General features: G+C 69.5%; 22 protein-coding genes and 2 riboswitches. Of the genes, 15 read left to right on the plus strand and 7 right to left on the minus strand.

The genetic code is table 11. The features are described 5' to 3' along the window. The first annotated feature begins 117 nt into the window (after positions 1-117). Positions 118-429, plus strand: a complete 312-nt coding sequence (locus IB227_RS07015; RefSeq protein ID WP_132863431.1) for an I78 family peptidase inhibitor — start codon at positions 118-120, stop codon at positions 427-429. A 77-nt stretch (positions 430-506) separates the two neighbouring features. Beyond that, positions 507-827 carry a hypothetical protein gene (locus IB227_RS07020; RefSeq protein WP_132863429.1) on the plus strand — a complete coding sequence of 107 codons (321 nt, stop codon included), beginning with the start codon at positions 507-509 and terminating at the stop codon, positions 825-827. 134 nt (positions 828-961) lie between these two features. On the opposite strand, the gene IB227_RS07025 is transcribed toward IB227_RS07020, so the two are convergent. After that, positions 962-1,672 carry a YceI family protein gene (locus IB227_RS07025; protein ID WP_192286776.1) on the minus strand — a complete coding sequence of 237 codons (711 nt, stop codon included), beginning with the start codon at positions 1,670-1,672 and terminating at the stop codon, positions 962-964. A gap of 90 nt (positions 1,673-1,762) precedes the next feature. Next, complete coding sequence (locus IB227_RS07030) at positions 1,763-2,353, minus strand: malonic semialdehyde reductase (protein WP_192286777.1); 591 nt, start codon at positions 2,351-2,353, stop codon at positions 1,763-1,765. Between the two features lie 131 nt (positions 2,354-2,484). Here IB227_RS07030 and IB227_RS07035 point away from each other — a divergent pair, with 131 nt between their 5' ends. The 5 genes from IB227_RS07035 (at position 2,485) to IB227_RS07055 (ending at position 6,449) form a co-directional block, all read left to right on the plus strand. Continuing rightward, positions 2,485-3,453: a mitochondrial fission ELM1 family protein gene (locus tag IB227_RS07035; RefSeq protein WP_192286778.1), complete on the plus strand. Its 969-nt coding sequence runs from the start codon at positions 2,485-2,487 to the stop codon at positions 3,451-3,453. Between the two features lie 118 nt (positions 3,454-3,571). Further along, positions 3,572-4,441, plus strand: coding sequence for a DUF2145 domain-containing protein (locus IB227_RS07040; RefSeq protein WP_192286779.1), 870 nt, complete (start codon positions 3,572-3,574; stop codon positions 4,439-4,441). Continuing rightward, positions 4,438-4,971 carry a hypothetical protein gene (locus IB227_RS07045; protein ID WP_192286780.1) on the plus strand — a complete coding sequence of 178 codons (534 nt, stop codon included), beginning with the start codon at positions 4,438-4,440 and terminating at the stop codon, positions 4,969-4,971. Before IB227_RS07040 ends, IB227_RS07045 begins: the two co-directional genes overlap by 4 nt. A gap of 31 nt (positions 4,972-5,002) precedes the next feature. Next, the gene (locus tag IB227_RS07050; RefSeq protein WP_132863420.1) at positions 5,003-5,518 is read left to right on the plus strand and encodes a hypothetical protein; all 516 of its coding nucleotides are present in this window, start codon (positions 5,003-5,005) and stop codon (positions 5,516-5,518) included. 376 nt (positions 5,519-5,894) lie between these two features. Then, the gene (locus IB227_RS07055; RefSeq protein ID WP_132863419.1) at positions 5,895-6,449 is read left to right on the plus strand and encodes a queuosine precursor transporter; all 555 of its coding nucleotides are present in this window, start codon (positions 5,895-5,897) and stop codon (positions 6,447-6,449) included. Between the two features lie 28 nt (positions 6,450-6,477). On the opposite strand, the gene glnE is transcribed toward IB227_RS07055, so the two are convergent. Beyond that, positions 6,478-9,300, minus strand: a complete 2,823-nt coding sequence (gene glnE / locus IB227_RS07060) for a bifunctional [glutamate--ammonia ligase]-adenylyl-L-tyrosine phosphorylase/[glutamate--ammonia-ligase] adenylyltransferase (RefSeq protein WP_192286781.1) — start codon at positions 9,298-9,300, stop codon at positions 6,478-6,480. Between the two features lie 283 nt (positions 9,301-9,583). Here glnE and IB227_RS07065 point away from each other — a divergent pair, with 283 nt between their 5' ends. Both IB227_RS07065 and IB227_RS07070 read left to right on the plus strand, forming a co-directional pair. Continuing rightward, a complete protein-coding gene (locus IB227_RS07065; protein ID WP_132863417.1) occupies positions 9,584-11,098 on the plus strand; it encodes an acetyl-CoA hydrolase/transferase family protein in 1,515 nt (504 codons plus the stop codon). Positions 11,099-11,246: 148 nt separating this feature from the next. Further along, positions 11,247-11,336, plus strand: a riboswitch (glycine riboswitch). Between the two features lie 13 nt (positions 11,337-11,349). Then, a riboswitch (glycine riboswitch) is annotated at positions 11,350-11,454 on the plus strand. Between the two features lie 88 nt (positions 11,455-11,542). Next, entirely contained in the window at positions 11,543-12,160 is a 618-nt protein-coding gene (locus tag IB227_RS07070; RefSeq protein WP_192286782.1) for a trimeric intracellular cation channel family protein, read from the plus strand. Between the two features lie 148 nt (positions 12,161-12,308). On the opposite strand, the gene IB227_RS07075 is transcribed toward IB227_RS07070, so the two are convergent. From IB227_RS07075 to IB227_RS07090, 4 genes are all read right to left on the minus strand, one after another. Beyond that, positions 12,309-12,647 (minus strand): YegP family protein, encoded by a 339-nt coding sequence (locus IB227_RS07075; RefSeq protein ID WP_132863414.1) that lies wholly within the window; start codon positions 12,645-12,647, stop codon positions 12,309-12,311. Between the two features lie 122 nt (positions 12,648-12,769). Beyond that, on the minus strand, positions 12,770-13,030 hold the full coding sequence (locus IB227_RS07080; RefSeq protein WP_132863412.1) for a GIY-YIG nuclease family protein: 261 nt from the start codon (positions 13,028-13,030) through the stop codon (positions 12,770-12,772). 18 nt (positions 13,031-13,048) lie between these two features. Then, positions 13,049-13,492, minus strand: a complete 444-nt coding sequence (locus IB227_RS07085) for a hypothetical protein (protein ID WP_192286783.1) — start codon at positions 13,490-13,492, stop codon at positions 13,049-13,051. Positions 13,493-13,646: 154 nt separating this feature from the next. Beyond that, positions 13,647-14,720, minus strand: coding sequence for a 3-deoxy-7-phosphoheptulonate synthase (locus IB227_RS07090; protein WP_132863409.1), 1,074 nt, complete (start codon positions 14,718-14,720; stop codon positions 13,647-13,649). A gap of 356 nt (positions 14,721-15,076) precedes the next feature. Here IB227_RS07090 and trxC point away from each other — a divergent pair, with 356 nt between their 5' ends. The 6 genes from trxC (at position 15,077) to IB227_RS07120 (ending at position 21,854) form a co-directional block, all read left to right on the plus strand. Next, positions 15,077-15,517, plus strand: coding sequence for a thioredoxin TrxC (trxC, locus tag IB227_RS07095; protein ID WP_192286784.1), 441 nt, complete (start codon positions 15,077-15,079; stop codon positions 15,515-15,517). Between the two features lie 18 nt (positions 15,518-15,535). Beyond that, positions 15,536-15,913, plus strand: coding sequence for a YkvA family protein (locus IB227_RS07100; RefSeq protein WP_192286785.1), 378 nt, complete (start codon positions 15,536-15,538; stop codon positions 15,911-15,913). Between the two features lie 293 nt (positions 15,914-16,206). Then, on the plus strand, positions 16,207-17,112 hold the full coding sequence (locus IB227_RS07105) for a LysR family transcriptional regulator (protein WP_192286786.1): 906 nt from the start codon (positions 16,207-16,209) through the stop codon (positions 17,110-17,112). 307 nt (positions 17,113-17,419) lie between these two features. Continuing rightward, positions 17,420-19,555 carry an acetate--CoA ligase family protein gene (locus IB227_RS07110; protein WP_192286787.1) on the plus strand — a complete coding sequence of 712 codons (2,136 nt, stop codon included), beginning with the start codon at positions 17,420-17,422 and terminating at the stop codon, positions 19,553-19,555. Beyond that, positions 19,552-21,057, plus strand: coding sequence for an acetyl-CoA acetyltransferase (locus IB227_RS07115; protein WP_192286788.1), 1,506 nt, complete (start codon positions 19,552-19,554; stop codon positions 21,055-21,057). The genes IB227_RS07110 and IB227_RS07115 overlap by 4 nt, the downstream gene beginning before the upstream one ends. Further along, positions 21,054-21,854 carry an enoyl-CoA hydratase-related protein gene (locus tag IB227_RS07120; RefSeq protein WP_192286789.1) on the plus strand — a complete coding sequence of 267 codons (801 nt, stop codon included), beginning with the start codon at positions 21,054-21,056 and terminating at the stop codon, positions 21,852-21,854. The genes IB227_RS07115 and IB227_RS07120 overlap by 4 nt, the downstream gene beginning before the upstream one ends. Positions 21,855-21,863: the final 9 nt, after the last annotated feature.

Below are 21,863 nucleotides of genomic sequence, written 5' to 3' on the forward strand. Positions count from 1 at the left end.
GTTCGGGATGATGGGGAATCTCACGCACGCACACATTGTCTCGGATCAATCGTGCGGCCATTGCCGGCTGGTATGCTCGGTCCAACCACCTCCGGTCGCAGACTCCCGGGTCCATGCATGAACCTGTTCCGCATCCACAAGGCGTTGTTGCCCGCCGCTTCCATTGTGTTCGCTGCGGCATTGGGTGGCTGCCTGACCACACCCGGGCCGACCATCGCCGGCGATGGCCGCTGCAGCGCGACCGACCTGCAATGGGCGGTGGGGCAGCCGGGCGACGAGGCCACCATGCGCCGGCTTTCGCGCGAAAGCGGTGCCGGCCTGGTCAACCCGATCACGCCGACCACCATCGTCTCGCGCGACATCCGCCAGGACCGCCTGCGGGTGTACCTGGACGCCGGGAACGTGATCACCGCCGTGCGCTGCGAGTAATCGCCGGCCGGCCGCCGCGCCGGACGGCATCCGTACAAAATGGCGCTGCTATGCTCAGCGCCCCTGTTGCCATTGGAATGCCCATGGAGCGCGCCACTTCCCTTCGTACGCTGCTGGTTGCCGCTGTGCTGGCAGCCGGCCTGAGTGCCTGCCAGAGCACGCCCACCCCGTCGGCCGCGCGCGACACCGACTTCGGCCGCTGCAGCGATGCCGGCGTGCAGTGGGCCGTGGGCAAGACCAACGACGAACCCACCATCCGCCGCCTGAAGCAGGAAAGTGGCGCCGGGCTGGTGAACCCGATCGGCCCGGGCACCATCGTCTCGCGCGACATCCGCCAGGACCGCCTGCGGGTGTACGTGGATGCGGGGAATATGATCACCGCGGTGCGCTGCGAGTAAGCGCGTTACCCCTCCCCGGCCCTCGCCCTGCCTGCGGCAAAGGGACGGCAGCGGCACTGCTCCCATCCAGAACAAAGGCCCGCCATTGCTGGCGGGCCTTTGTCATGTCGCATGCCGGCCGGGGCCGGCGCCGATTACTCGGCCTTGGCTTCTTCAGCCTTCGGGACCAGGGCTTCGGTGGTGATGCGCACCTTGATCTCGTCGCCGACGTTCGGCACGTAGGCACCCATGCCGAAATCGCTGCGCTTCAGGGTGGCGGTGGCGTCGAAGCCGACGGCCGGCACCTTGGCCATCGGGTGCTCGCCGGCACCGTTGACGGTCACGTCCAGCACGACCGGCTTGGTTACGCCCTTGACGGTCAGGTCACCGGTGACGGTCAGCTTGTTGGTGCCGGCCGCTTCCACCTTGGTGCTCTTGAAGGTGGCGGTCGGGAACTTGGCGGCGTCGAAGAAATCGGCGCTGCGCAGGTGTTCGTCGAACTTGGCGGTGAAGCTGTTCAGGCCCGACAGCGGCAGGGTCACTTCCACGGTCGACTTGGTCACGTCGGCGGCGTCGTACACCAGGGTGCCGTCGGCGTTGCCGAAGTGCGCGGTCGGGTTGGAGAAGCCCAGGTGGTTCCACTGCACCAGCACGTCGGTGTGGGTCGGGTCGAGCTTGTAGGTGCCGGCGGCAACCTGGATGGCGGCCGCTTCCGGCGCAGCCGGGGCAGCGGCGGCGGCTTCGGCCGGCGCAGCGGTTTCAGCCGGGGTGGCGGCCGGTGCGGCAGCCGGGTCGGCCGGCTTGGAGCAGGCGGTAATGGCGGCGGCCAGCGCCAGCGGGAGCAACAGCTTGGACAGGTTGGACATGGAACTCTCCTTGAGTACGGGAATGGGGAATGCAGGCAGTTTCAACATACCCGGCGTTGCCCGATGTGAGGGACGCCGCCGGTGCAACACTTACTCGATGCGCGCGGCTTCGTCGAAGGACAGCCGCGGCAGGCGCGGGAACACGCCGGACGGGTCGCCATAGCCCAGGTTGACGAGGAAATTGGACTTGATGGCGGTGCCGGCGAAGAACGCTTCGTCCACCTTGGCCGGGTCGAAGCCGGACATCGGGCCGGCATCCAGGCCCAGCGTGCGGGCGGCCAGGATCAGGTAGGCACCCTGCAGGGTGCCGTTGCGGAACGCCGCCTCGTGGCGGCCTTCGCGCGGGCCGTCGAACCAGGACTTGGCGTCGGCGTGCGGGAACAGGTACGGCAGCTTCTCGTGGAAATCCTGGTCGAAACCGATGATCGCCGTGACCGGCGCGGCCAGGGTCTTGGCCAGGTTGCCCTCGGACAGGGCCGGCGCCAGCTTCTGCTTGGCCTCGACGGACTTCACGAACACGAACCGTGCCGGGCTCGAGTTGGCCGAGGTCGGCGCCCACTTCAGCAGGTCGTACAGGGCACGCAGCTGGCTGTCCTCGACCGGGCGGTCCTGGAAGGCGTTCTGGGTACGGGCGGTGCGGAACAGCTGGTCAAGCGCGGCATCGTTGAAGATGTCGGACATGGAAACTCCGTGGTGAAAGGGCTACGGTCGTGCATTGCGCCGGAAAGCCCCGGACAATGGCAACGTCGATGCAAGGACGCAGTGTAGAACGCCCCGACTGTTGCAACACCCAGACTTACTGAAACGAATTAATGCCATACGCGAAACGATCGACGCTTCCCTGGACGATCACCGACGGCCGCGCCGGCAACGTGCGCCAGGCCGTGGCGTTGGCATCGACGCTGCGCCTGGGTGGCCAACAACGGCTGGCATTGCTGCCACAGGCGCCCTGGCGCTGGCTGTCGCCGCGGCTGCTGCCCGGCGCCGCGCACGGCTTTGGCCCCACCTTCGCCGAGCTGGCCGGCAACCCGCCGGGGCTGGCCATCGGCTGTGGTCGGCAGGCCGCGGCGGCGCTGCGGCTGCTGGGCCGCGGCGGCACCCGCACCGTGCAGATCCTGGACCCGCGCATCGGCGCGCGCCACTGGGACCTGGTGGTGGTGCCCGAGCATGACCGCCTGCGCGGCGACAACGTGCTCACCCTGCTGGGCAGCCTCAACCCGGTCAACGACGACTGGCTGGCCTGGGGCCGCGCGGCGTTCTCCAGCTTCGAACAACTGCCCGGCCCGCGCACCGCGCTGCTCGTCGGTGGCCCCACCGACCATGCGCCGTGGCAGGACGCCGACCTGCAGCCGCTGTTCGCGCAACTGGCCGCGCGCATCCGCGCCGACGGCGGCAGCGTGCTGGCGACCACCTCGCGGCGCACCCCGCGGGCGACCACGCAGGCCCTGCTGCGTGCCTTCGACGACGTGCCCGGGGTGATCTGGAGCGATGGTGGCGATGGTTCCAATCCCTATGCGGGGCTGCTGGGCTGGGCCGACCGCATCGTGTGCACGCCGGACTCGGTGAACCTGCTGTCCGAGGCCTGCGCCACGCGGGTACCGGTAGGCGTGCTGTTGGGGCAGCGCGCGCAGGGGCGGATGGCGCATTTCCAGGCCGCGCTGCGCGAACGCGGGCGGTTGCTGGACGGCCTGGCGGTGCTTGATCCGCCCACGCAGGAGGTCGAGCCATTGCGGGAGACGGCACGGATCGCGGCCGAAGTCCGCGCACGGCTGGGCCTGTAACCGGCCATGCCCCGCCGCGCGTGGCCCGGCGCCACGGTCTGCGCGAACGCAAGGCGGCCGTGCCGGCAGCCCCTGAACTAACGATTCCTTTTCGAATGCCATGCAAGGATGCGCGCCAATGAAACATTGCAGAACACGCCTGCTGACCGCCTGCATCGGGTTGTCCGCCCTCGCCGCACCGGCCTTTGCCCAGCAGGCCTGCGCACCGCGCTATCCGCCGCCCACCACCATCGCGGCGATGTTCGACATGGCCGCGGTCACCGCGGACACGCTCGATGCCCTGCCCGACGTGGACGTGGTGCTGGCCGCGCGTGGCGGCCAGGACCTGAGCAAGTACGGCCTGCGCCACAGCCACCTGGCCTTCCTGGTGCGCAATGACCAGGGCAGCTGGGACGTGGTGCACCTGCTCAACCGCTGCAAGACCGACCACTCCGACCTGTACCGCGAAGGGCTGGTCAACCTGGTCGGCGAAAGCTCGATCACCACCGACCTGCGCGTGGGCGTCCCGACGCCGGCGGTGCGCGGCGCATTGAAGGCGCTGCTGGCCGGCGCGGCACCGCAGGCCCGTGCGCTGCATGAGCCGCGCTACAGCATGCTGGCCTACCCCGGCAGCACCGAGTACCAGAATTCCAACCAATGGATCCTGGAGGTCACCGCCGCGGCGATGGCGCAGTCCGGCGACGGCACCGTGCTGGACGACCGCAAGCGCACCCTGGATTGGCTCAAGCAGCGTGGCTACACGCCCAGCCGCATGCACATCGGCATCGGCAAGCGCCTGGGTGCGCGGTTCTTCGCCGACAACGTGGCCGTCACCGACCATCCGGCCAGCGAGCGCATCTCCGGCAACTACTCGGTGGTGACGGTGGAGTCGGTGTTCGACTTCCTGCACCGCAGCGGCGCGTTGGAACGCGAGTTGTCCATTCCCCACCAGACCCCAGTGCCGGCGGTGACCGGCACGGCGTCCCCACGACAGGCGTCCTCCCCATGAAGCACCTGATCCGCAGCAGCGCACTCGCCTTCGCTGTCGTCGCCAGCCTGGGCCTGGCCAGCGCCCCCGCACAGGCGGGCATGGACGGGCTGAACCTCAACGGCTCGCAGGGCTCGGTGCTGGTGGCCGGCTTCAGCGCGGTGATGGTTGTGTCCGGGCCGATGTTCCTGTCGGCCGCCGGCGTGCGCGGCGCGGCCGACATGTCCAAGGCATCGCGCGAGCGCCGCGGGGAGAAGCGCCGCCTCAGCGCCGGGCACCTGCCGGACCTGGAGGTCAAGTCGATCGAGACCGCGGCCGATGGCGGCCGCCGGGTGGCGCTGGAAGACCCCGGCAATCCCGAGAACCGCGCCACGCTGGAATGGCCCAAGCGCGAGGACGACCCCGCGGCCGGCTTCCGCGTGGGGGCGATGATCGCCTTCCAGCCCAGCCCGCAGGGCGCCGGCTGGATGCTGCGCGATACCGAGGGCACGGCGCTGGCGTTCGTGCCGAGCATCGAAGCGGTGGATGAAAGCCGCACCCGCATGTTGTGAACCCGTCGTTTCTCTTTCCCCAGGAATTCCCATGAAGACCCCGCTTACCCTGTTTGTCGCCAGCGTCGCCGTGACCTGCCTGCTGGCGGTGGCGCCGGCACGCGCCGGCGAAGGCATGAACAAGTCCGAGATCAGCACGCTGGTGGTGTCGGCGGGCGCCTCGATGCTGGTGTCGGCGCCGTTGTTCCTGGCCGCCGGCGTGAGCGGCAAGGCCGGCGAGTCGTCCACCCGGGCGCGCAATGACCGCCAGGCACGGCGCCTGACCGCCGGCCCGCTGCCGGACATGCAGGTGAAGTCGATCACCGAAGCAGCCGATGGCGGCCGCACCGTCGCGCTGGAAGACCCGAGCAACGCGGAGAACACCGCGCAGCTGCATTGGCCGCAGCGCGAGGACAACCCGGCCGCCAACTTCAACGTCGGCCAACGGGTCGCCTTCACGCCCAGCCCGCAGGGCGCCGGCTGGATGCTGCGCGCCGAGGACGGCGCGGTGCTGACCTTCGTGCCGACCGTCGAAGCCTCCGACGACAGCCGCACGCAGGTGCTTTGACGGGGGAAGGCTTACCCCTCCCCAGCCCTCCCCTGCGCCTGCGGCGCAAGGGAGGGGGCAAAAGCGGCTTTCGCTGCCATCGGTAAGCCCATGCAGAACCGCTCCCTCCCTTGCGCCGCAGGCGCAGGGGAGGGTTGGGGAGGGGTGCGGTTTGACCCCCGGCGGCCCCCTGCTCAAGCTGCCCTCACCCCAACCCCTCTCCCGCAGGCGGGAGAGGGGCTTTGTGCGCATCCCCTGGCGACGGGGTCTGGGCCGCCTTTACATGGCGGCCAGCAACCTGCGGGTACAATGCGCCCCTGCCTTGCTGCCCGTCCGGGCGCGGCTACCCCCCTTTCCCTTGTCGATGCGGCGCCTCACGGTGCTGCCCGTAGTGCCCATGTCCCCACATCCGTCCATCCGTTTCGCCCCGCTCACCCCCACCTCGCTGCTGCTGGCAGTGCTGGCGATGGGCGCCGTGGTGCTGGGCTCGAACGTGCTGGTGCAGTACCCGATCAATGACTGGTTGACCTGGGGTGCCTTCAGCTACCCGGTCGCGTTCCTGGTCAGCAACCTGATCAACCGCCGCTTCGGCCCGCAGGCCGCGCGCCGCGTGGCCTGGGCCGGTTTCGCGGTGGCGGTGGTGCTGTCGGTCTGGATCGCCACCCCGCGCATCGCGGTGGCCTCGTGCCTGGCCTTCATCTGCGCGCAGCTGCTGGACATCACCGTGTTCGACCGCCTGCGCGTGGGCAACTGGTGGCGCGCACCGATGGTGGCCACCACCTGCAGCGCCACGTTGGACACGGCCATCTTCTGGTCGATCGCCTTCGCCGGTTCGCAGCTGCCGTGGGTCAGCTGGGCGGTCGGCGACTGGCTGGTCAAGCTCGGCATCGGCCTGTGCCTGCTGGCGCCGTTCCGTGCCCTGCTGTGGAAGATGGCACCGGTGAAGCAGTAACCGCCAGGCGCCTCGCCGCCGGCGTGCCTCACTCCCCGGCGCCGCCCGGGAACACCAGGCCCTTGCCCACCGCCGCGGCGGTGATCGCCGCACAGGCGGCCTGGATCTCCGCCGTCGGCACCGCCATGCGCGGGCGCCGGTCCAACGTGCAGCCCAGCCCCACGTCCAGCAGCGTCGCGTGCGCATCGTGCAGCGCCGCCGCGGTGTCTTCCTGCAGCCAACCGACGCCGGCCAGGGCGGTGATCAGGCGTGGGGTCTGCCGGGGCCCGCACAGCGCGTGATGCTCCGCGGCCTGCGACAGCACACCGGTCTGCAGCACGAACTCCAGGTCGACCAGCCCGCCCGCGCCCTGCTTCAGGTCCAGCCGCCCGGCATCGCTGCGGTCCAGTTCGGCGCGCATGCGGCCGCGCATCTTCATCACGTCGCCGAACAGGGTTTCCGCGTCGCGCACCCGGCCCAGCGTGGCGTCGCGCACCTGCTCGAAATCGGCCAGCAGCGACCCGGTGCCGGCAACCCCGCGCGCGCGTACCAGCGCCTGGTGTTCCCAGGTCCAGGCACGCTCGCGCTGGTACTCGGTGTAGCTGGCCAGCGAAGACACCAGCGCACCCTTGCCACCGTCCGGGCGCAGCCGCACGTCGATGTCGTACAGGCGCCCGGCGGCGGTCACCGCCGACAGCAGCGCCATCACCTTCTGCGCCAGGCGTGCGAACCAGCGGCCGCTTTCCAGCGGTCGCTTGCCATCACTCTCCTCGGCCTCGGCCGGATGGTCATACAGGAACACCAGGTCCAGGTCCGAGCCGAAGCCCAGCTCCTCGCCGCCCAGGCTGCCGTAGCCGATGATCACGAAGCGCCCGCCCGGCACCTCACCGTGTGCATGGCGCATGTCCGCGCGCGCCATCTCCAGCACGGTGACCACCACGGCATCGGCCAGCTGCGCCAACTGCAACGTGCAGTCCACCGCACGCTGGCGGCCATCGTGGAAGGCCAGCGCCATGCGGAAGCTCAGCGCCAGGCGCACTTCATTGAGCGCGCGCAGCGCCGCTTCCGGGTCGTCGATGGCCAGCGCGGCCGAACAGGCGTCCTGCATTTCCTGCGCCTCGGGCATCGGCCCGGCCACGCGCGTGTCCAGCAGTTCGTCCAGCAACAGCGGGAACGCCACCAACCGTTCGGACAACAGCGCGCTGCGCGCCAGCACGTTGACCAGGCGGGTCAGCGCGCTGGGCTGTTCGTCCAGCAATGCCAGGTAGCTGGTGCGGCGCAGGATCGACTGCAGCAGCCCGAGCACGCGCCGCAGCGCGGCGTCCGGCTGCGGTGAGCGGGTAGCCGCATGCAGCAGCGCCGGCAGCACCCGGTCCAGCCGCGCGCGGGCGTTGTCCGAGAGCGACTTCACGCCCAGCGACTGGGCGAACTCACGCAGCGACTGGTCGGCACCGGCCGCATCGGCGAAACCGGCCTCGGCCAGCACCTCGGCGCTGCCGCCACCGGGCAGCACGCGCCAGTAGCTGGCCAGCGCATCGGGCGCGGCCTGGCCTTGCCGCGGGGCCAGCAACGCGCCGAACTCGGTGCCCACGCGCTGGCGCTGCGCATCCAGCGCCTGCAGCAACGCCTCCCAGTTGGCGTAGTCCAGGCCCAGCGCGATGCGCTCGCGGTCCAGCGGGTCGGTCGGCAGGCTGTGGGTCTGCGCATCGCGCAGCATCTGCAGGCGGTTTTCCACGCGCCGCAGGAAACGGTAGGCGCTGATCAGGTCCTGGCCATCCTGCTCGGCCATCTGCCCGGCATCCATCAGCGCGCGCAGTGCCGGCAGCAAGCGCCGTTCGCGCAGCGCCGCCTCGCGGCCGCCGCGGATCAACTGCAGCGCCTGGGCCAGGAACTCGATCTCGCGGATGCCACCGGGGCCGCGCTTGATGTCGTCCACGCGGTCCTTGCGCGCGACCTCGGCGGTGATGGCCGCCTTCATCTCGCGCAGGCCATCGAGTGCGGTGAAATCCAGGTAGCGGCGATAGACGAACGGCCGCAGCGTTTCCAGCCAGGCCTCGCCGGCGGCGATGTCACCGGCCACCGCGCGCGCCTTGATCCAGGCATAGCGCTCCCAGTCGCGGCCCTCGCGCTGGAAGTACTGGTCCATGCCGGCGAACGACAAGGCCACCCGCCCGGCGGTGCCGAATGGGCGCAGGCGCAGGTCGACGCGGTGGCAGAAGCCTTCGGCGGTGGTTTCATCCAGCAGCCGAGCCAGGCGTTGGCCCAACCGCGCGAAGTACTCCTCGGCCGCCAGCGGACGCGCGCCATCGGACTCGCCGCCTTCCGGGTAGGCGTAGACCAGGTCGATGTCGGAGGAGAAATTCAGCTCACCGCCGCCGAGCTTGCCCAGCCCGAACACCACCAGCCGCTGCACGCCGCCGTCGGCGCTGCGCACCACGCCGTGGCGGCTGGCGAATTCCTGCTCCAGCGCGGCCAGCGCCAGCTGCAGGCAGTCCTCGGCCAGCCGGGTGGCCCCGGCCAGGGTGGCGTCCACGTCATCCAGCCCCTGCAGGTCGCGCCAGATCAACCGGGTGGAGGCCGCCGCGCGGTAGCGGCGCAGCTGGGTGGGCCAGGCGGTGGGCTGCAGCGGGTCCAGTTCGGGCAACGGGACCGGGGCCGGATCGGGGGCGGCCAGCCGCTCCAGCAGCTCCGGCTGCCGGCACAGCGTGTCGATGGCGAAGTCGCTGGCGATGGCCAGCCGGCGCAGCCCCGCCTCGACGTCCTGCGACGGCGGCCAGCGCGCCGGGTCCGGCAACGCCAGCTTGAGGCGGGCCAAGGCCCGGTCAATCACCGGGGCAACGTATTCAGGAACTGCGGCGGGGGAATTTTCCATCCGCCGATTCTGGCATCTGCGCATGCCAGCGGTCGCCATCTGCGGCGATCGGCCATTAAAAAAGCCCGCTGACAGCGAACTGTCAGCGGGCTTTGCTCCCTCCCCCACGTCGGGATGCAGGGCGATCGTGCGGCCTGCGGAAGCAACTTGCACGCTGCAGTGCAAAACAGTACTTGGCGGTACAAGAGCCTGCGCGCCACAAAAACCATCCCACCAAGGTAGAACCCCCCAGCCCCGCGGGAAGGGCGATAATCGACGGTCCCCACAACAACCCGTAGTCGTCATGTCTGTCGAACGCATCCTGGACGCGCGCCTGCGCGACCGCATCGTCTCCGCCGAACAAGCCGCGGCGCTGATCCAGCCGGGCGAAACCGTCGCCATGAGCGGCTTCACCGGTTCGGGCTACCCCAAGGCGGTGCCGATGGCGCTGGCCAAGCGCATCGAGGACGTGCATGCGCAGGGCCTGCCGTTCCAGATCAAGCTGATGACCGGTGCCTCCACCGCCCCGGAACTGGACGGTGCGCTGGCCAAGGCCGACGGCATCGCCATGCGCATGCCGTTCCAGACCGACCCCGATGCCCGCAAGCGCATCAACGACGGCAAGCTGGACTACATCGACATCCACCTCTCGCACGTCGCCCAGCACGTGTGGTTCGGTTTCTACGGCGAGATCGACACCGCCGTGGTCGAGGTCTCGGCCATCCGCGCCGATGGTGCGTTGGTGCCGTCCACCTCGGTCGGCAACAACAAGACCTGGCTGGACCTGGCCAAGAAGGTGATCATCGAGGTCAACGAGTGGCAGCCCGCCGACATCGAGGGCATGCACGACATCTACTACGGCACCGCGCTGCCGCCGCACCGCAAGCCGATCCCGCTGATCCACGCCAACGACCGCATCGGCCAGACCACGCTGGACGTGGACCCGGACAAGATCGTGGCGGTGGTGCGCACCAATGGTCCGGACCGCAACAGCCCGTTCAAGCCGATCGACGAGGACAGCCGCCTGATCGCCGGCCACCTGATCGAGTTCCTCAAGCACGAAGTGGCCAAGGGCCGCCTGCCGCACAACCTGCTGCCGCTGCAGTCCGGCGTGGGCAACATCCCCAACGCCGTGCTGGCCGGCCTGGCCGACAGTGGCCTGCGCGGGCTCAGTGCGTTCACCGAGGTGATCCAGGACGGCATGCTGGACCTGCTCAAGTCCGGCGTGCTCGAGTACGCCTCGTGCACCGGCTTCGCGCTGAGCCCGGAGGCGAACGAGGAGTTCAAGCGCAACATCCGGTTCTACCGCGACCGCATCATCATGCGCACGCAGGAAATGTCGAACCACCCGGAGCTGGTGCGCCGGCTGGGCTGCATCGGCATGAACGGCATGATCGAGGTGGACATCTACGGCAACGTGAACTCCACCCACGTCATGGGCAGCCGCATCATGAACGGCATCGGCGGTTCGGGCGACTTCACCCGCAACGGCTTCCTGTCCACCTTCCTGAGTCCGTCGATGGCCAAGGGCGGCAGCATCTCGGCGATCGTGCCGATGGTCAGCCACGTCGACCACACCGAGCACGACGTCTCGATCATCGTCACCGAGCAGGGCCTGGCCGACCTGCGTGGCCTGCCGCCGCGCGCCCGCGCCCGCCAGGTGATCGACAACTGCGCGCACCCGGGCTACCGCGACCAGCTCAACGACTACTTCGACCGCGCCTGCCGCGACAGCTACGGCAAGCACACCCCGCACCTGCTGCCCGAAGCGCTGTCCTGGCACCAGCGCTACATCGACACGGGCAGCATGAAGGCCTGAGCAGGGCCCGCGGCAGCGGGCATGCAGTCGCAGCACCGAAGCAGCCGACGGCCCCGCCGCCGGCTGTTTTCATGTGGGAGCGGGGGCACCGACAGGCGCGGACTGCCAGATCCGGCCAGCTCATGCTGCAACGCAGCAGTTACACTGGCACCCGGATGCAGGAGAGAGGCGCCACGCTGGCGCCCGCCGAAGGCGCAGGCTCCCATGATCGCTCAGGCCGGTGGGCTGGAATCCCACCAACCATGCATCCGACACGCCGAGCTGGAGAGAGGTCGCTGGGCACCGTCCGCGCGATCCGCCGAAGGGGCACGCGGCCATCGCCGCTGAACTCTCAGGCACAAGGGACAGCGGGAGCGGCACCGGTCAACGCAGTCCCATCCTTGCCCAGGCAAGGGTGGCGGCAGGCGCGTGGCCGGCCCCACCGCTCTGCCTGGAACCCACAGCATGCTGCTCTCCCTCATCTACCTGATCGCCATTTCCGCCGAAGCCATGACCGGCGCGCTGGCCGCCGGCCGGCGCCGCATGGACCTGTTCGGCGTGGTCATGATCGCCTGCGTCACCGCCCTGGGCGGTGGCTCGCTGCGCGACATCCTGCTCGGCCACTACCCGCTGGGTTGGGTGAAGCACCCCGAGTACCTGGGCTTCACCGTCTGCGCGGCCTTGATCGCCACCTGGCTGGCGCGCTGGATGCACCATTTCCGCCGCACCTTCCTGGTCCTGGACGGGCTGGGCCTGATCGCCTTCACCCTGATCGGCTGCGCCATCGCGCGCGAGGCCGGGCATGCCCCCCAGATCGTGCTGATCGCCGGCATGCTCACCGGCGCGTTCGGCGGCGTGCTGCGCGACATCCTCTGCAACGAGGTGCCGCTGATCTTCCAGAAGGAGCTGTACGCGATCATCTCGCTGCTCACCGGTGCGGCCTACCTGCTGTTGCTGCACTGGCAGGTGGCCGACGACACCGCGATCGTGTGCTGCCTGCTGGGCGGTTTCGCACTGCGCCTGCTGGCCATCCGCTACCGCTGGGAGATGCCCAAGTTCGTCTACCAGGATGAGGTGCATTGAGCTGGCTGGTTTTGCCCTCACCCCAACCCCTCTCCCGCGTGCGGGAGAGGGGCCAGGTTCACGACAGTTTGAAGTGATCGGCGCAACTGCAGTTTCAAAGCCCCTCTCCCGCACGCGGGAGAGGGGCTGGGGTGAGGGCAAAACCCAACTACCCCGCCGTCTTGTCCTTCACCGTCGTGCTCGGCCCATTGCCCTTGACGCTGGTGATGCCGGCCTCGCGCGCGGCCTGCGATGCGTACAGCTGGCTGCTGCCGATCACCTGGTGGTTGGCGGCCTTGAGATTGAAATGGTGTCGACCATCGCTGCTGGTCTTGCGCTCGTAATGCGCTTCATCGGGGCTGTTCTTCTGCACCGAGGCGATGCCGTTCTCGGCCGACGCGCGCGTGGTGTAGCGCTCGCTGGTGAGGATCACCTCGGCGTTGCCTGCCTTGAGCACGAAGTAGAACTGCCCGTCCTTGCTCTTCTCCAACTCGTACCAACCTGCCATCACGAACCCTCCGCTTGAGGACGATGCCGACATGCCGCTGGACAGCCGCATGCGTGGCTGTGGTGCCCGGCTGCCCGGGCGTTGGCGCCGCCCGGAACGGCGGCTGCAAGCCAGACTCTACCTCAATCCCCGGCCCGCTCCAGCCACGCCAGCTTGTGCTGGCGGGGGAGCTGCTTGATCTGCCATTCCGCGCGCGAGGCGGCGGCACGGTCGGCGTACGGGCGCATGCCCAGTACCCGCAGCGGCGGGTGCGCGCGCGTGTAACGCGCGCCCTTGCCGGCCAGATGGGCCTGGAAGCGCGCCTGTACATCGGTGCTGATACCCGCGTAGTAGCTGCCATCGCGGCATTCCAGCAGGTACAGGAACCAGGCACCGTTACCCACGCGCGCTCCCGCCCGCTGTTACAGGCTCGCCGCGTCGGCGATCTTGCACAGGCCTTCACCCACCGCCTTGTTGGAGGTCAGCTGGCCGCCCTTGATGCTGAAACGCACCTCGACGCGGATGGTGCCGTCGTTCTGGCGGCGCACGGTGGTGCGCAGCGGCACGGTGGAGCCACCGCCACCGCGCACCGTCTGCTCGGCGGCGATGTAGCCGGTCTGCTCGTTCGGCGAGACACCCACCAGCCCCTCGGCCTCGATCGCGGCCACGGTCTTGCGGAAAGCCTCGGGGTAGCTGATGCCTTCGTGGTCGGTGGAGGCCAGGAACTGCTTGCCGGTGGTGAAGCCACCGCTCACCGCCAGGTTCTGCAGGCAGCCACTGCCCGAATCCACGACTTCCCTCTTGGCCATCGCCACGGTCGGCACCAGCATCATTGCCAGCACCATACTGCACGTACGGATACGCATCACTTCCTTCTCCATAAGCGGTGATTTCTAGGCTTCCTGCCGCGTGAGGCGCTCTCCCCTGAGACCACAGCAGGCGGGAGGCGTTGCGCCTCCCGCCGCGTAAATTACTTGGACTGGCCGGTGCGTGCCAGTGTGGCTGTCACGCTTGGCCCAGTCAGGCAGCCGCTTCCAGCTGTGCCTGGCGGCGCCCACGCACGGCCTCGGCCAGCCGCTCAAGCACCTGCACGGTGCTGTCCCAGTCGATGCAGCCGTCGGTGATGCTCTGCCCGTAGACCAGCGGCTGGCCCTGGACCAGCTCCTGGCGGCCGGCCACCAGGTGGCTCTCGATCATCACCCCGACGATGCGCTGCTCACCGCCCTCCAGCTGGCCGGCGATGTCCTCGATCACGCGCGGCTGGTTCTCCGGCTTCTTGCTGCTGTTGGCGTGGCTGGCATCGATCATCAGCCGCGCCGGCAGCTGCGACTTGCCCAGCACCTCGCTGGCCGCCTGCACGCTGGCCGCGTCGTAGTTGGGCGCCTTGCCGCCACGCAGGATCACGTGGCAGTCCGGGTTGCCCTGGGTGGCCACGATGGCGGTGCCGCCCTCCTTGGTCACCGACAGGAAGTGGTGCGGGTGCGAGGCCGCGCCGACCGCATCGGCGGCGATCTTCACGTCACCGGTGGTGCCGTTCTTGAAGCCCACCGGGCACGACAGCCCGGAGGCCAGCTCGCGGTGCACCTGGCTTTCGGTGGTGCGCGCGCCGATCGCGCCCCAGGCCACCAGGTCGGCGATGTACTGCGGCGAGATCACGTCCAGGAACTCCACGCCGGCCGGCAGGCCGAGGCGGTTGATGTCGCGCAGCAGGCCGCGCGCCACGCGCAGGCCCTTGTTGATGTTGAAGCTGCCGTCCAGGTCCGGGTCGTTGATCAGGCCCTTCCAGCCGACCGTGGTACGCGGCTTCTCGAAGTACACGCGCATGACGATCTCCAGCTCGCCGCCCAGTGCATCGCGCAGCGGACGCAGGCGCTGGGCGTACTCCATCGCCGCGACCGGGTCGTGGATGGAACACGGGCCGACCACCACCGCCAGGCGGTCGTCCTGGCCGTGCAGGATGCGGTGCAGCGCGGCGCGGGCGTCGGCCACGGTCTGCGAGGCCTCCTCGTCGCAGGGCAGCAGCGACAGCAGCTGGGCCGGAGGGGTCAGCGGTTCAAGTTTGCGGATGCGCAGGTCGTCGGTGTGGGGGGGCATTGCGGGGGTCTCCAATCCAGATCGTGAAGGGTGTGGCCCCAGCGCTGGCGGCATGAAAAAAGCCGCCAGGTTCGCTGGCGGCTTTTCGGGAATGCGTCTGAAGGTTTCTTCAGGGTGAGCGCAGTCCTTCCTCCGCCAGCGGCTTCGGAAAGTAATACCAAAAGTAAAAGCTGGCGCGGGCTGCGTTCATGGGATGCATTGATAACACGCTTTTTTGTGCAATGCGACAGTTACAGCCGCAACGGACGCGGCGGTGGTTGCGTTCATCCAGCGCCGTCGTGGGCCGCCCCCGGTCGCCCGCGCTTCACCCCGGCGGCCACATACTGCAGCGCAGTCCACTCCTGTCCCACATGCCGATGAGCACCCCGAGCCCCGACCTGCTGCAGATCGCCTGCCCGCACTGCAATGCCATCAACCGCGTGCCGGGCACGCGGCTGGCGCAGTCGCCTGCGTGCGGCCGCTGCCACCAGGCCCTGTTCACCGCCGTGCCGATCGCCCTGGACGAGGCAGGCTTCCAGGCACATGCGCTGCGCTCGCAAATTCCGCTGCTGATCGACTTCTGGGCGGCATGGTGTGGCCCCTGCCGGCAGATGGCACCGGAGTTCGCCAAGGCTGCCGCGCAGCTGGAACCGCACATGCGGCTGGCCAAGGTCGACACCGAAACGCAGCCGGCGCTGGCCGCGCGCTTTGCCATCCGCAGCATCCCGACCATGGTGCTGCTGCAGGACGGACGCGAGATCGCGCGCCAGTCCGGCGCGATGTCGGCCAGCCAGATCGTGCAGTGGGCCCGTCGCTGACGACGGCATCGAGCACACATGGCAGGTCTGCGCCAATGGGCCAGGGAGCTGAAGCGACAGACGCTGGTCGTCTACTTCGTGGCGCGCGACCCGCGCACGCCATGGCCGCTGCGCCTGCTCGCCCTCGGGATCGCGGCGTACGCACTGAGCCCGATCGACCTCATCCCGGACTTCATCCCGCTCCTGGGCTATCTCGACGACCTGGTGATCGTGCCGCTCGGTCTGCTGCTGGTGCTGCGCCGGGTGCCGGCAGAAGTACTCGATGACGCCCGGCAGCAGGCTGCAGCCGCGGCGACACGGCCGGTCAGCCGCGCCATGGCCGCCATCATCGTGGTCGCCTGGGTCGCATCGCTGACGGCGCTGGGGGCATGGCTCTGGCGGTCGATGCCGGCCTGATTCCTGCCTGGACGTGCGTTCGCGCGTAGCAACCTGATCCAGGCGATGCCGTGCGTTCATCGTTCGAGCGGACCACGGTCGTTGGCGTCCGGCTGTTGCCGCAGTACGCCGTGGCAAGGCCGTTGGTGTGGCGTTGTTTCCTGACGGAACAACGGCGACTGTAACCCCGTTGTCCCGAAACAGAACGATGGAAACCACGCAGGAATGCGGGCCACGCGTGGTTGGCGATGCCGCGCATTACAGCTGCCGGGCGACTCCCCATACTGGACTGCCCCCGCCACTCCGCCACGCGCATGCGTACCGAATCCCGGTTGCTCCAGATGTTCGTCGCCGTGGCCGACGCGCTGTCCTTCACCCGCGCGGCCGACGCCCTGCACGTTGCCCAGCCATGGCTGTCCGCGCAGATCCGCAAGCTCGAACGGCAGTTGGGCTTCGAGCTGTTCATCCGCGACAGCCGGCACGTCGCGCTGAGCGAACAGGGGGCCGCGCTGCTCGCGCCGGCACGGGCGGTGATGCAGGCACTGGATGCGTTCAACGCCGGCGCGCTGCTGCTGCGCCGGCAGCAGGAGTGGCCGCTGCTGCGGATCGGGCTGCCACCGTATTCGCACCTGTTCGCCGAACGCGTGGTGCTGCTGGAACGTTTCGCGCAGATCCATCCACGACTGCGCATCGAGACCGTGGTCGGCTGGAGCCCGGAGCTGGTCGAGAAGGTGGCCGACGAGAAGCTGGACATGGCGTTCGTCGTTGGCGAGGTGATCGATCCGGCACTGGAGTACCGCGTCGTGGCCCAGTCCAGCTGCGAACTGCTGTGCCGACGGGACGACCCGCTGGCATCGCTGGACGCGGTCAGCGACCGCGACCTGCATGGCAGGACGGTGCTGGTCTTCGAGCGTGCCCTGAACCCACCGCTGTACGACCAGTTGTTCAACGGTCCCAAACGCGCCGGCGCGGTGTTGCGCGTGGACCACGAAATGATGAGCGACCTATGGCTGGAGCACATTCTGGCCAACCGGGCGCTGGGCCTGAACTTCATCCGCCGTCCTCCTGCGCAGTTGCAGGAACAGCTCTGCGCACGGCCGATGATCGACCAGCGCCCGGTGCTGCTGCGGCTGGCGCGCCGCCGTGGCACTCCCCATCCGGCCACGGAACTGTGCTGGCGCACGGCATCGGCGTTCGAGGGCATCGCCGATGCCGGCTGAGCGCCGCAGGCAAGAGCAAACGCGTCTGGATGGCCATGCTTTTCGTATTGGACGCGTCCCCCGCCGGTTCCGATAGTGCATTGCATGCCGCGTCTTCTTGAACCTGTTCACGTCCTGCACGGACACGTCCGAACAACGGGCCGGGCGCACGCCGCCCAGGTGCGTGAACAGCTTCAAGCCGGCGCATGGCGTGCGCCCCCTCAGGTGTCCTGACCTCATCCGCTACCGCACGTGGCCCGCGCGTCCGTGCCCGCGCGGGCAACAACCGTCGCGTGCCGGCGGCGCCCGACTGCAGGAGAACTCCCCCATGAATGCACGATTGAATGCACACGCCGATGCACCTGCCTCGCTCGATGGGTTGCTGCGCCCCCGCGCCATCGCGCTGGTGGGCGCCACTGAACGCTCCCGCTGGTCCAACGGGGCATTCGCCAACCTCGGCGAACTTGGCTACGAAGGCCAGGTACACGTGGTCAACCCGCGCGGCGGCTCCATCCACGGGCTGCGTGCCGCCGCCTCCTGCCGGGCGATCGGCGAACCGGTGGACGCAGCCCTGCTGATGGTGCCTGCGCACGCCATCGAGGATGCCTTCGCCGACCTGCACGAGGCGGGCATCGCCAATGCGGTGATCCTGACCTCCGGTTTTGCCGAGACCGGCGATGAGGGCGCACGACGCCAGGCCACGCTGGCGGGCCTGGCACGGCAGCATCGCGTCAACCTGCTCGGGCCGAACTGCCTGGGGCTGATCAACTACATCGACCGCATCGCGCTGTGGACGATCGGCCTGCCTACCCGCCTGACCGGCAATGTCGCGTTGATCTCGCAGAGCGGTGCCACCGCCAGCTACATCGCCGACCATGCCGGCCGCCAGGGCGTGGGCCTGAGCTACATCGTCTCCACCGGCAATGAAGCCGACCTCAGCGTGGCACGCCTGGTCGACTTCATGGTCGATGACGAAGCCACCCGGGTCATCTGCCTGTTCCTGGAAACCACGCGCGACACCGCGACGCTGGCAGCCGCAGCGCGGCGCGCCTTGGCCGCCGGCAAGCCGGTGGTGGCGTTGAAGATCGGCACCAGCGCGGTCACCGCGAAAGCCGCGCAGGCGCATACCGGCTCGCTGGTCGGCGATGACCGGGTGTTCGACGCCGCCTGCCGGCAGCTGGGCATCATCCGCGTACATTCGATCGACGACCTGGTGGCCACCGCCGCATTGCTGTCGCGCCTGCGTCCGCGCGGTGGTGGCAACGTCGCCGCCATCGCCATTTCCGGCGGCATCTGCGAGATCGCCGCCGACCGCGCCGAAGCCAGCGGCCTGGCACTGCCCGAGTTGTCCGTGCGCAGCCGTGATGCGTTGGGCGACGTGATGCCGTCCTTCGGCACACCGCACAACCCGCTGGACCTCACCGGCGCGGCCATCCTCGACCCGGCGCTGTTCGCGCGCAGCATCGAGGTGCTCGACCAGGACCCCGACATCGGGCTGATCGCCTGCCTGTACGACCTGCCCACCGAGCCCCGCCATGGCTACAGCCAGCAGGTGATCCAGCAGGTAGGGCAGGCGTTCTCCGCCGCCAGCACGCCCGGCGTGCTACTCAGCATCGCACCGCGACCGGTGCCGGATTTCAGTCAGATGCTGGCCGAGCACCATGGCCTGGTCTATCTGGGCGTGGGCCTGGACCGCGGCGTGGCCGCCATCGCCCAGGCCCAGTGGTGGGCACGACAACATCCTCTTTCCCCGCAGCCATCCCGCGCCGCGCTGCCGGCCGGCGAAGACATGCAACGCCTGCGGTCGGAGCGGGAGACGCTGGATTTCCTGGTGACCCAGGGCGTGCCGGTGGTGCCGGCGCGCATGGCGACCGACCCGGTGCAGGCGCAAGGCCATGCCGCCAGCTTCGACGGCCCGGTGGTGCTGAAGATCGCTTCGCCCGACATCGCCCACAAGAGCGACGTCGGCGGCGTGCGCCTGGACGTGGCCGTCGAAGAAGCCGCCGACGCGTACCAGCAGCTGCGCCATGCGGTTGCGTCCGCGCGGCCCGATGCACGCATCGATGGCGTGCTCGTTTCGCCGATGCGCCGCCACGGCATCGAGCTGCTGGTGGGCGTGGTGCGCGACCCACAGTGGGGGCCGGCACTGGCGGTCGGCCTGGGCGGGGTCTGGGTCGAACTGTTCAAGGACAGCAGCCTGCGCCTATTGCCGGTCAGCGCCGAGGATGTGCTGGCGATGCTGGGCGAGCTGCGCTGCTCGGCGCTGCTGGATGGGTATCGCGGCGGACCGGTCGTGGACCGTCGCTGGCTGGCCGAAGTGATCGCGCGCATCGGTGATGCCGCCCTCGCCCTGGGGCCGGACCTGGCGTCACTGGAGGTCAATCCGCTGCTGGCCAGCGGCGGGCGGGTCGAGGCACTGGACGGCTTGGCGGTCTGGAACACCCCCGCCGAGCCCGCCCGATGAGCAGCCCTGCCACCCAGCCGGTGATCGTCGGCATCGGCGAATGGCTGGACCGCCCGGCCGATCCACGCGACGGGCTGGAGCCGGTCGACCTGATGCTGCGTGCCGCGCGCGTGGCCGAGGACGATGCACGTGCACCGCTGCTGCAGCAGGTCGATTCACTGGATGTGGTGAACCTGTCCAGTTGGCGCTACCGCAATGCGCCGGGCCTGTTGGCCGAATGCCTGGGCATTGACCCGTCGCATCGCGCGTATGGCGCGGTGGGCGGCGAGAGCCCGTTGCGGCTGATCCAGGACGCCGCCGAACGCATCATCGATGGCCAGAGCCGGGTCGCGCTGATCTGTGGCGCCGAATCCCAGTCCACCGTCGGCAAGGCCGCGGCGCAGGGGATCCCCCTGCCCTGGACACGCTGGGCCGAGGATGGACCGGCGCCGCTGCGCGGCCACACGCTGGTGCATCCGCTGGCCGCCGCGCTCGGCTGCGACCGGCCCGCCACGGTCTATCCGTTCTATGAAACGGCCAGCACGGCCCACTGGGGACAGACCCCGTCCGCGGCGCAGCGCGAGAGCGGCGAGCTGTGGAGCCGCTATGCGCGGCATGCCGCCGGCAATCCCTGCGCGTGGCTGCGCGAGCCGTACAGCCCGGCCGATGTCACCACGCCATCGGAACAGAACCGCTGGATCGCCTGGCCGTACACCAAGCGCATGACCGCCAATCCGCAGGTCAACCAGGGGGCGGCCGTGCTGGTGACCAGCCTGGCGCTCGCGCGCCGCGCCGGCCTGCCCGAAGAACGCCTCGTGCACATCTGGGGCGGCGTGCAGGCCAACGAGCCCGGCGACTTCCTGGCACGCGACCACTACTGGGAAAGCCATGCCCAGAGCACGGTGCTGGAAAGCGCACGCCACCTCGCCGGCGGCGTGTTCGAAGCGATGGAGCTGTACAGCTGCTTTCCCTGCGTCCCCAAGATGGCGCGCCGCGCACTCGGGTTGCCGGCGCGCTTCGAGCCCACCGTCACCGGCGGGTTGACCTTCTTCGGCGCACCGCTGAACAACTACATGACCCATGCCACCTGCGCGATGGTGCGGCGCCTGCGCGCTTCGCGTTCGTTCTTTCCCGGGTTGCTCTATGGCCAGGGGGAATTCGTCACCAAGCACCATGCGCTGCTGCTGGCCCGGCGTCCCTACCCCGGCCATCCGGACCTGGCCTTCAGCAGCGTGCAGTCCATCGCGGACAGCCGGCGCGGCGAAGTGCCGCCGCTGGAAATCAGCCCGGCCGGCGAAGGCCAGTTGGAAGCCTTCACGGTCATCCACCGCCGCGATGGTTCCGTCGCGCACGGCGTGGCCATCCTGCGCACGCCCAGCGGCACCCGCACGCTGGCCGAAGTGGCCGCCGACGATGCCTGGACGTTGGCGGTGCTGACCAGCAGCGAGGTCGCGCCGATCGGCAGGCGCGGCCTCCTGCAGCCGACCTCGCGCGGTCACTCCCGATGGAGCCTGCCCCGATGAACAATGAAGCCGTCATCCAGCTGGGCCGCACGGTCAGCGTGCGACTCGTCGGCGCCCACGTCGCTCTGGTCACGCTGCAGCGGCCACTGGTGCGCAATGCCATCAACGCCATCACCGCGCTCAACCTGGAGCAGGCGGTGCAGCTGACCGATGCGGACAGCGAGGTACGTTGCGTGATCCTCACCGGTGCCGGCGATCAGGCGTTCTGTGCCGGCGCCGACCTGAAGGCCATCGCCAATGGCGAGGCCGCCGCGCTGAGCACCACGCGCGGCGGCTTCGCCGGTTTCGTGCACCAGCCCCGACGCAAGCCCTGGATCGCCGCGGTCAATGGCCTGGCGCTGGCGGGCGGCACCGAGATCGCGCTGGCCTGCGACCTGATCGTCGCCGCCGGGCATGCCGCCTTCGGCCTGCCCGAAGTCCGGCGCGGGCTGGTCGCCGCCGCCGGCGGCCTGTACCGCCTGACCCGCGCGATACCGCGTGCATTGGCCATCGAGCTGATCCTCACCGGCGAGCAACTGCCGGCTGCACGTGCGCAGGCGATCGGCCTGGTCAACCAGGTGGTGCCCGGGCCGGAGCTGCTGGCCACGGCCATCACGCTGGCCGAGCGCATCAGCGCCAACGCGCCACTGGCCGTCTGCGAAAGCCTGGCGGTGGCCCGTGCCGCGTTCGACCATGACGACCGCGTGCTGCGCGAGATGAGCGCCAGCGCGATCCGCGCGGTCGCCGGCAGCCGCGACTACCTGGAGGGCCCACGCGCCTTCCTGGAGCGACGACCGCCGCACTGGAGCGGGACATGAGGCCGGGCG

Source organism: Stenotrophomonas sp. STM01, from assembly GCF_014852135.1.
GTDB classification, from domain to species: Bacteria; Pseudomonadota; Gammaproteobacteria; order Xanthomonadales; family Xanthomonadaceae; genus Stenotrophomonas; species Stenotrophomonas capsici.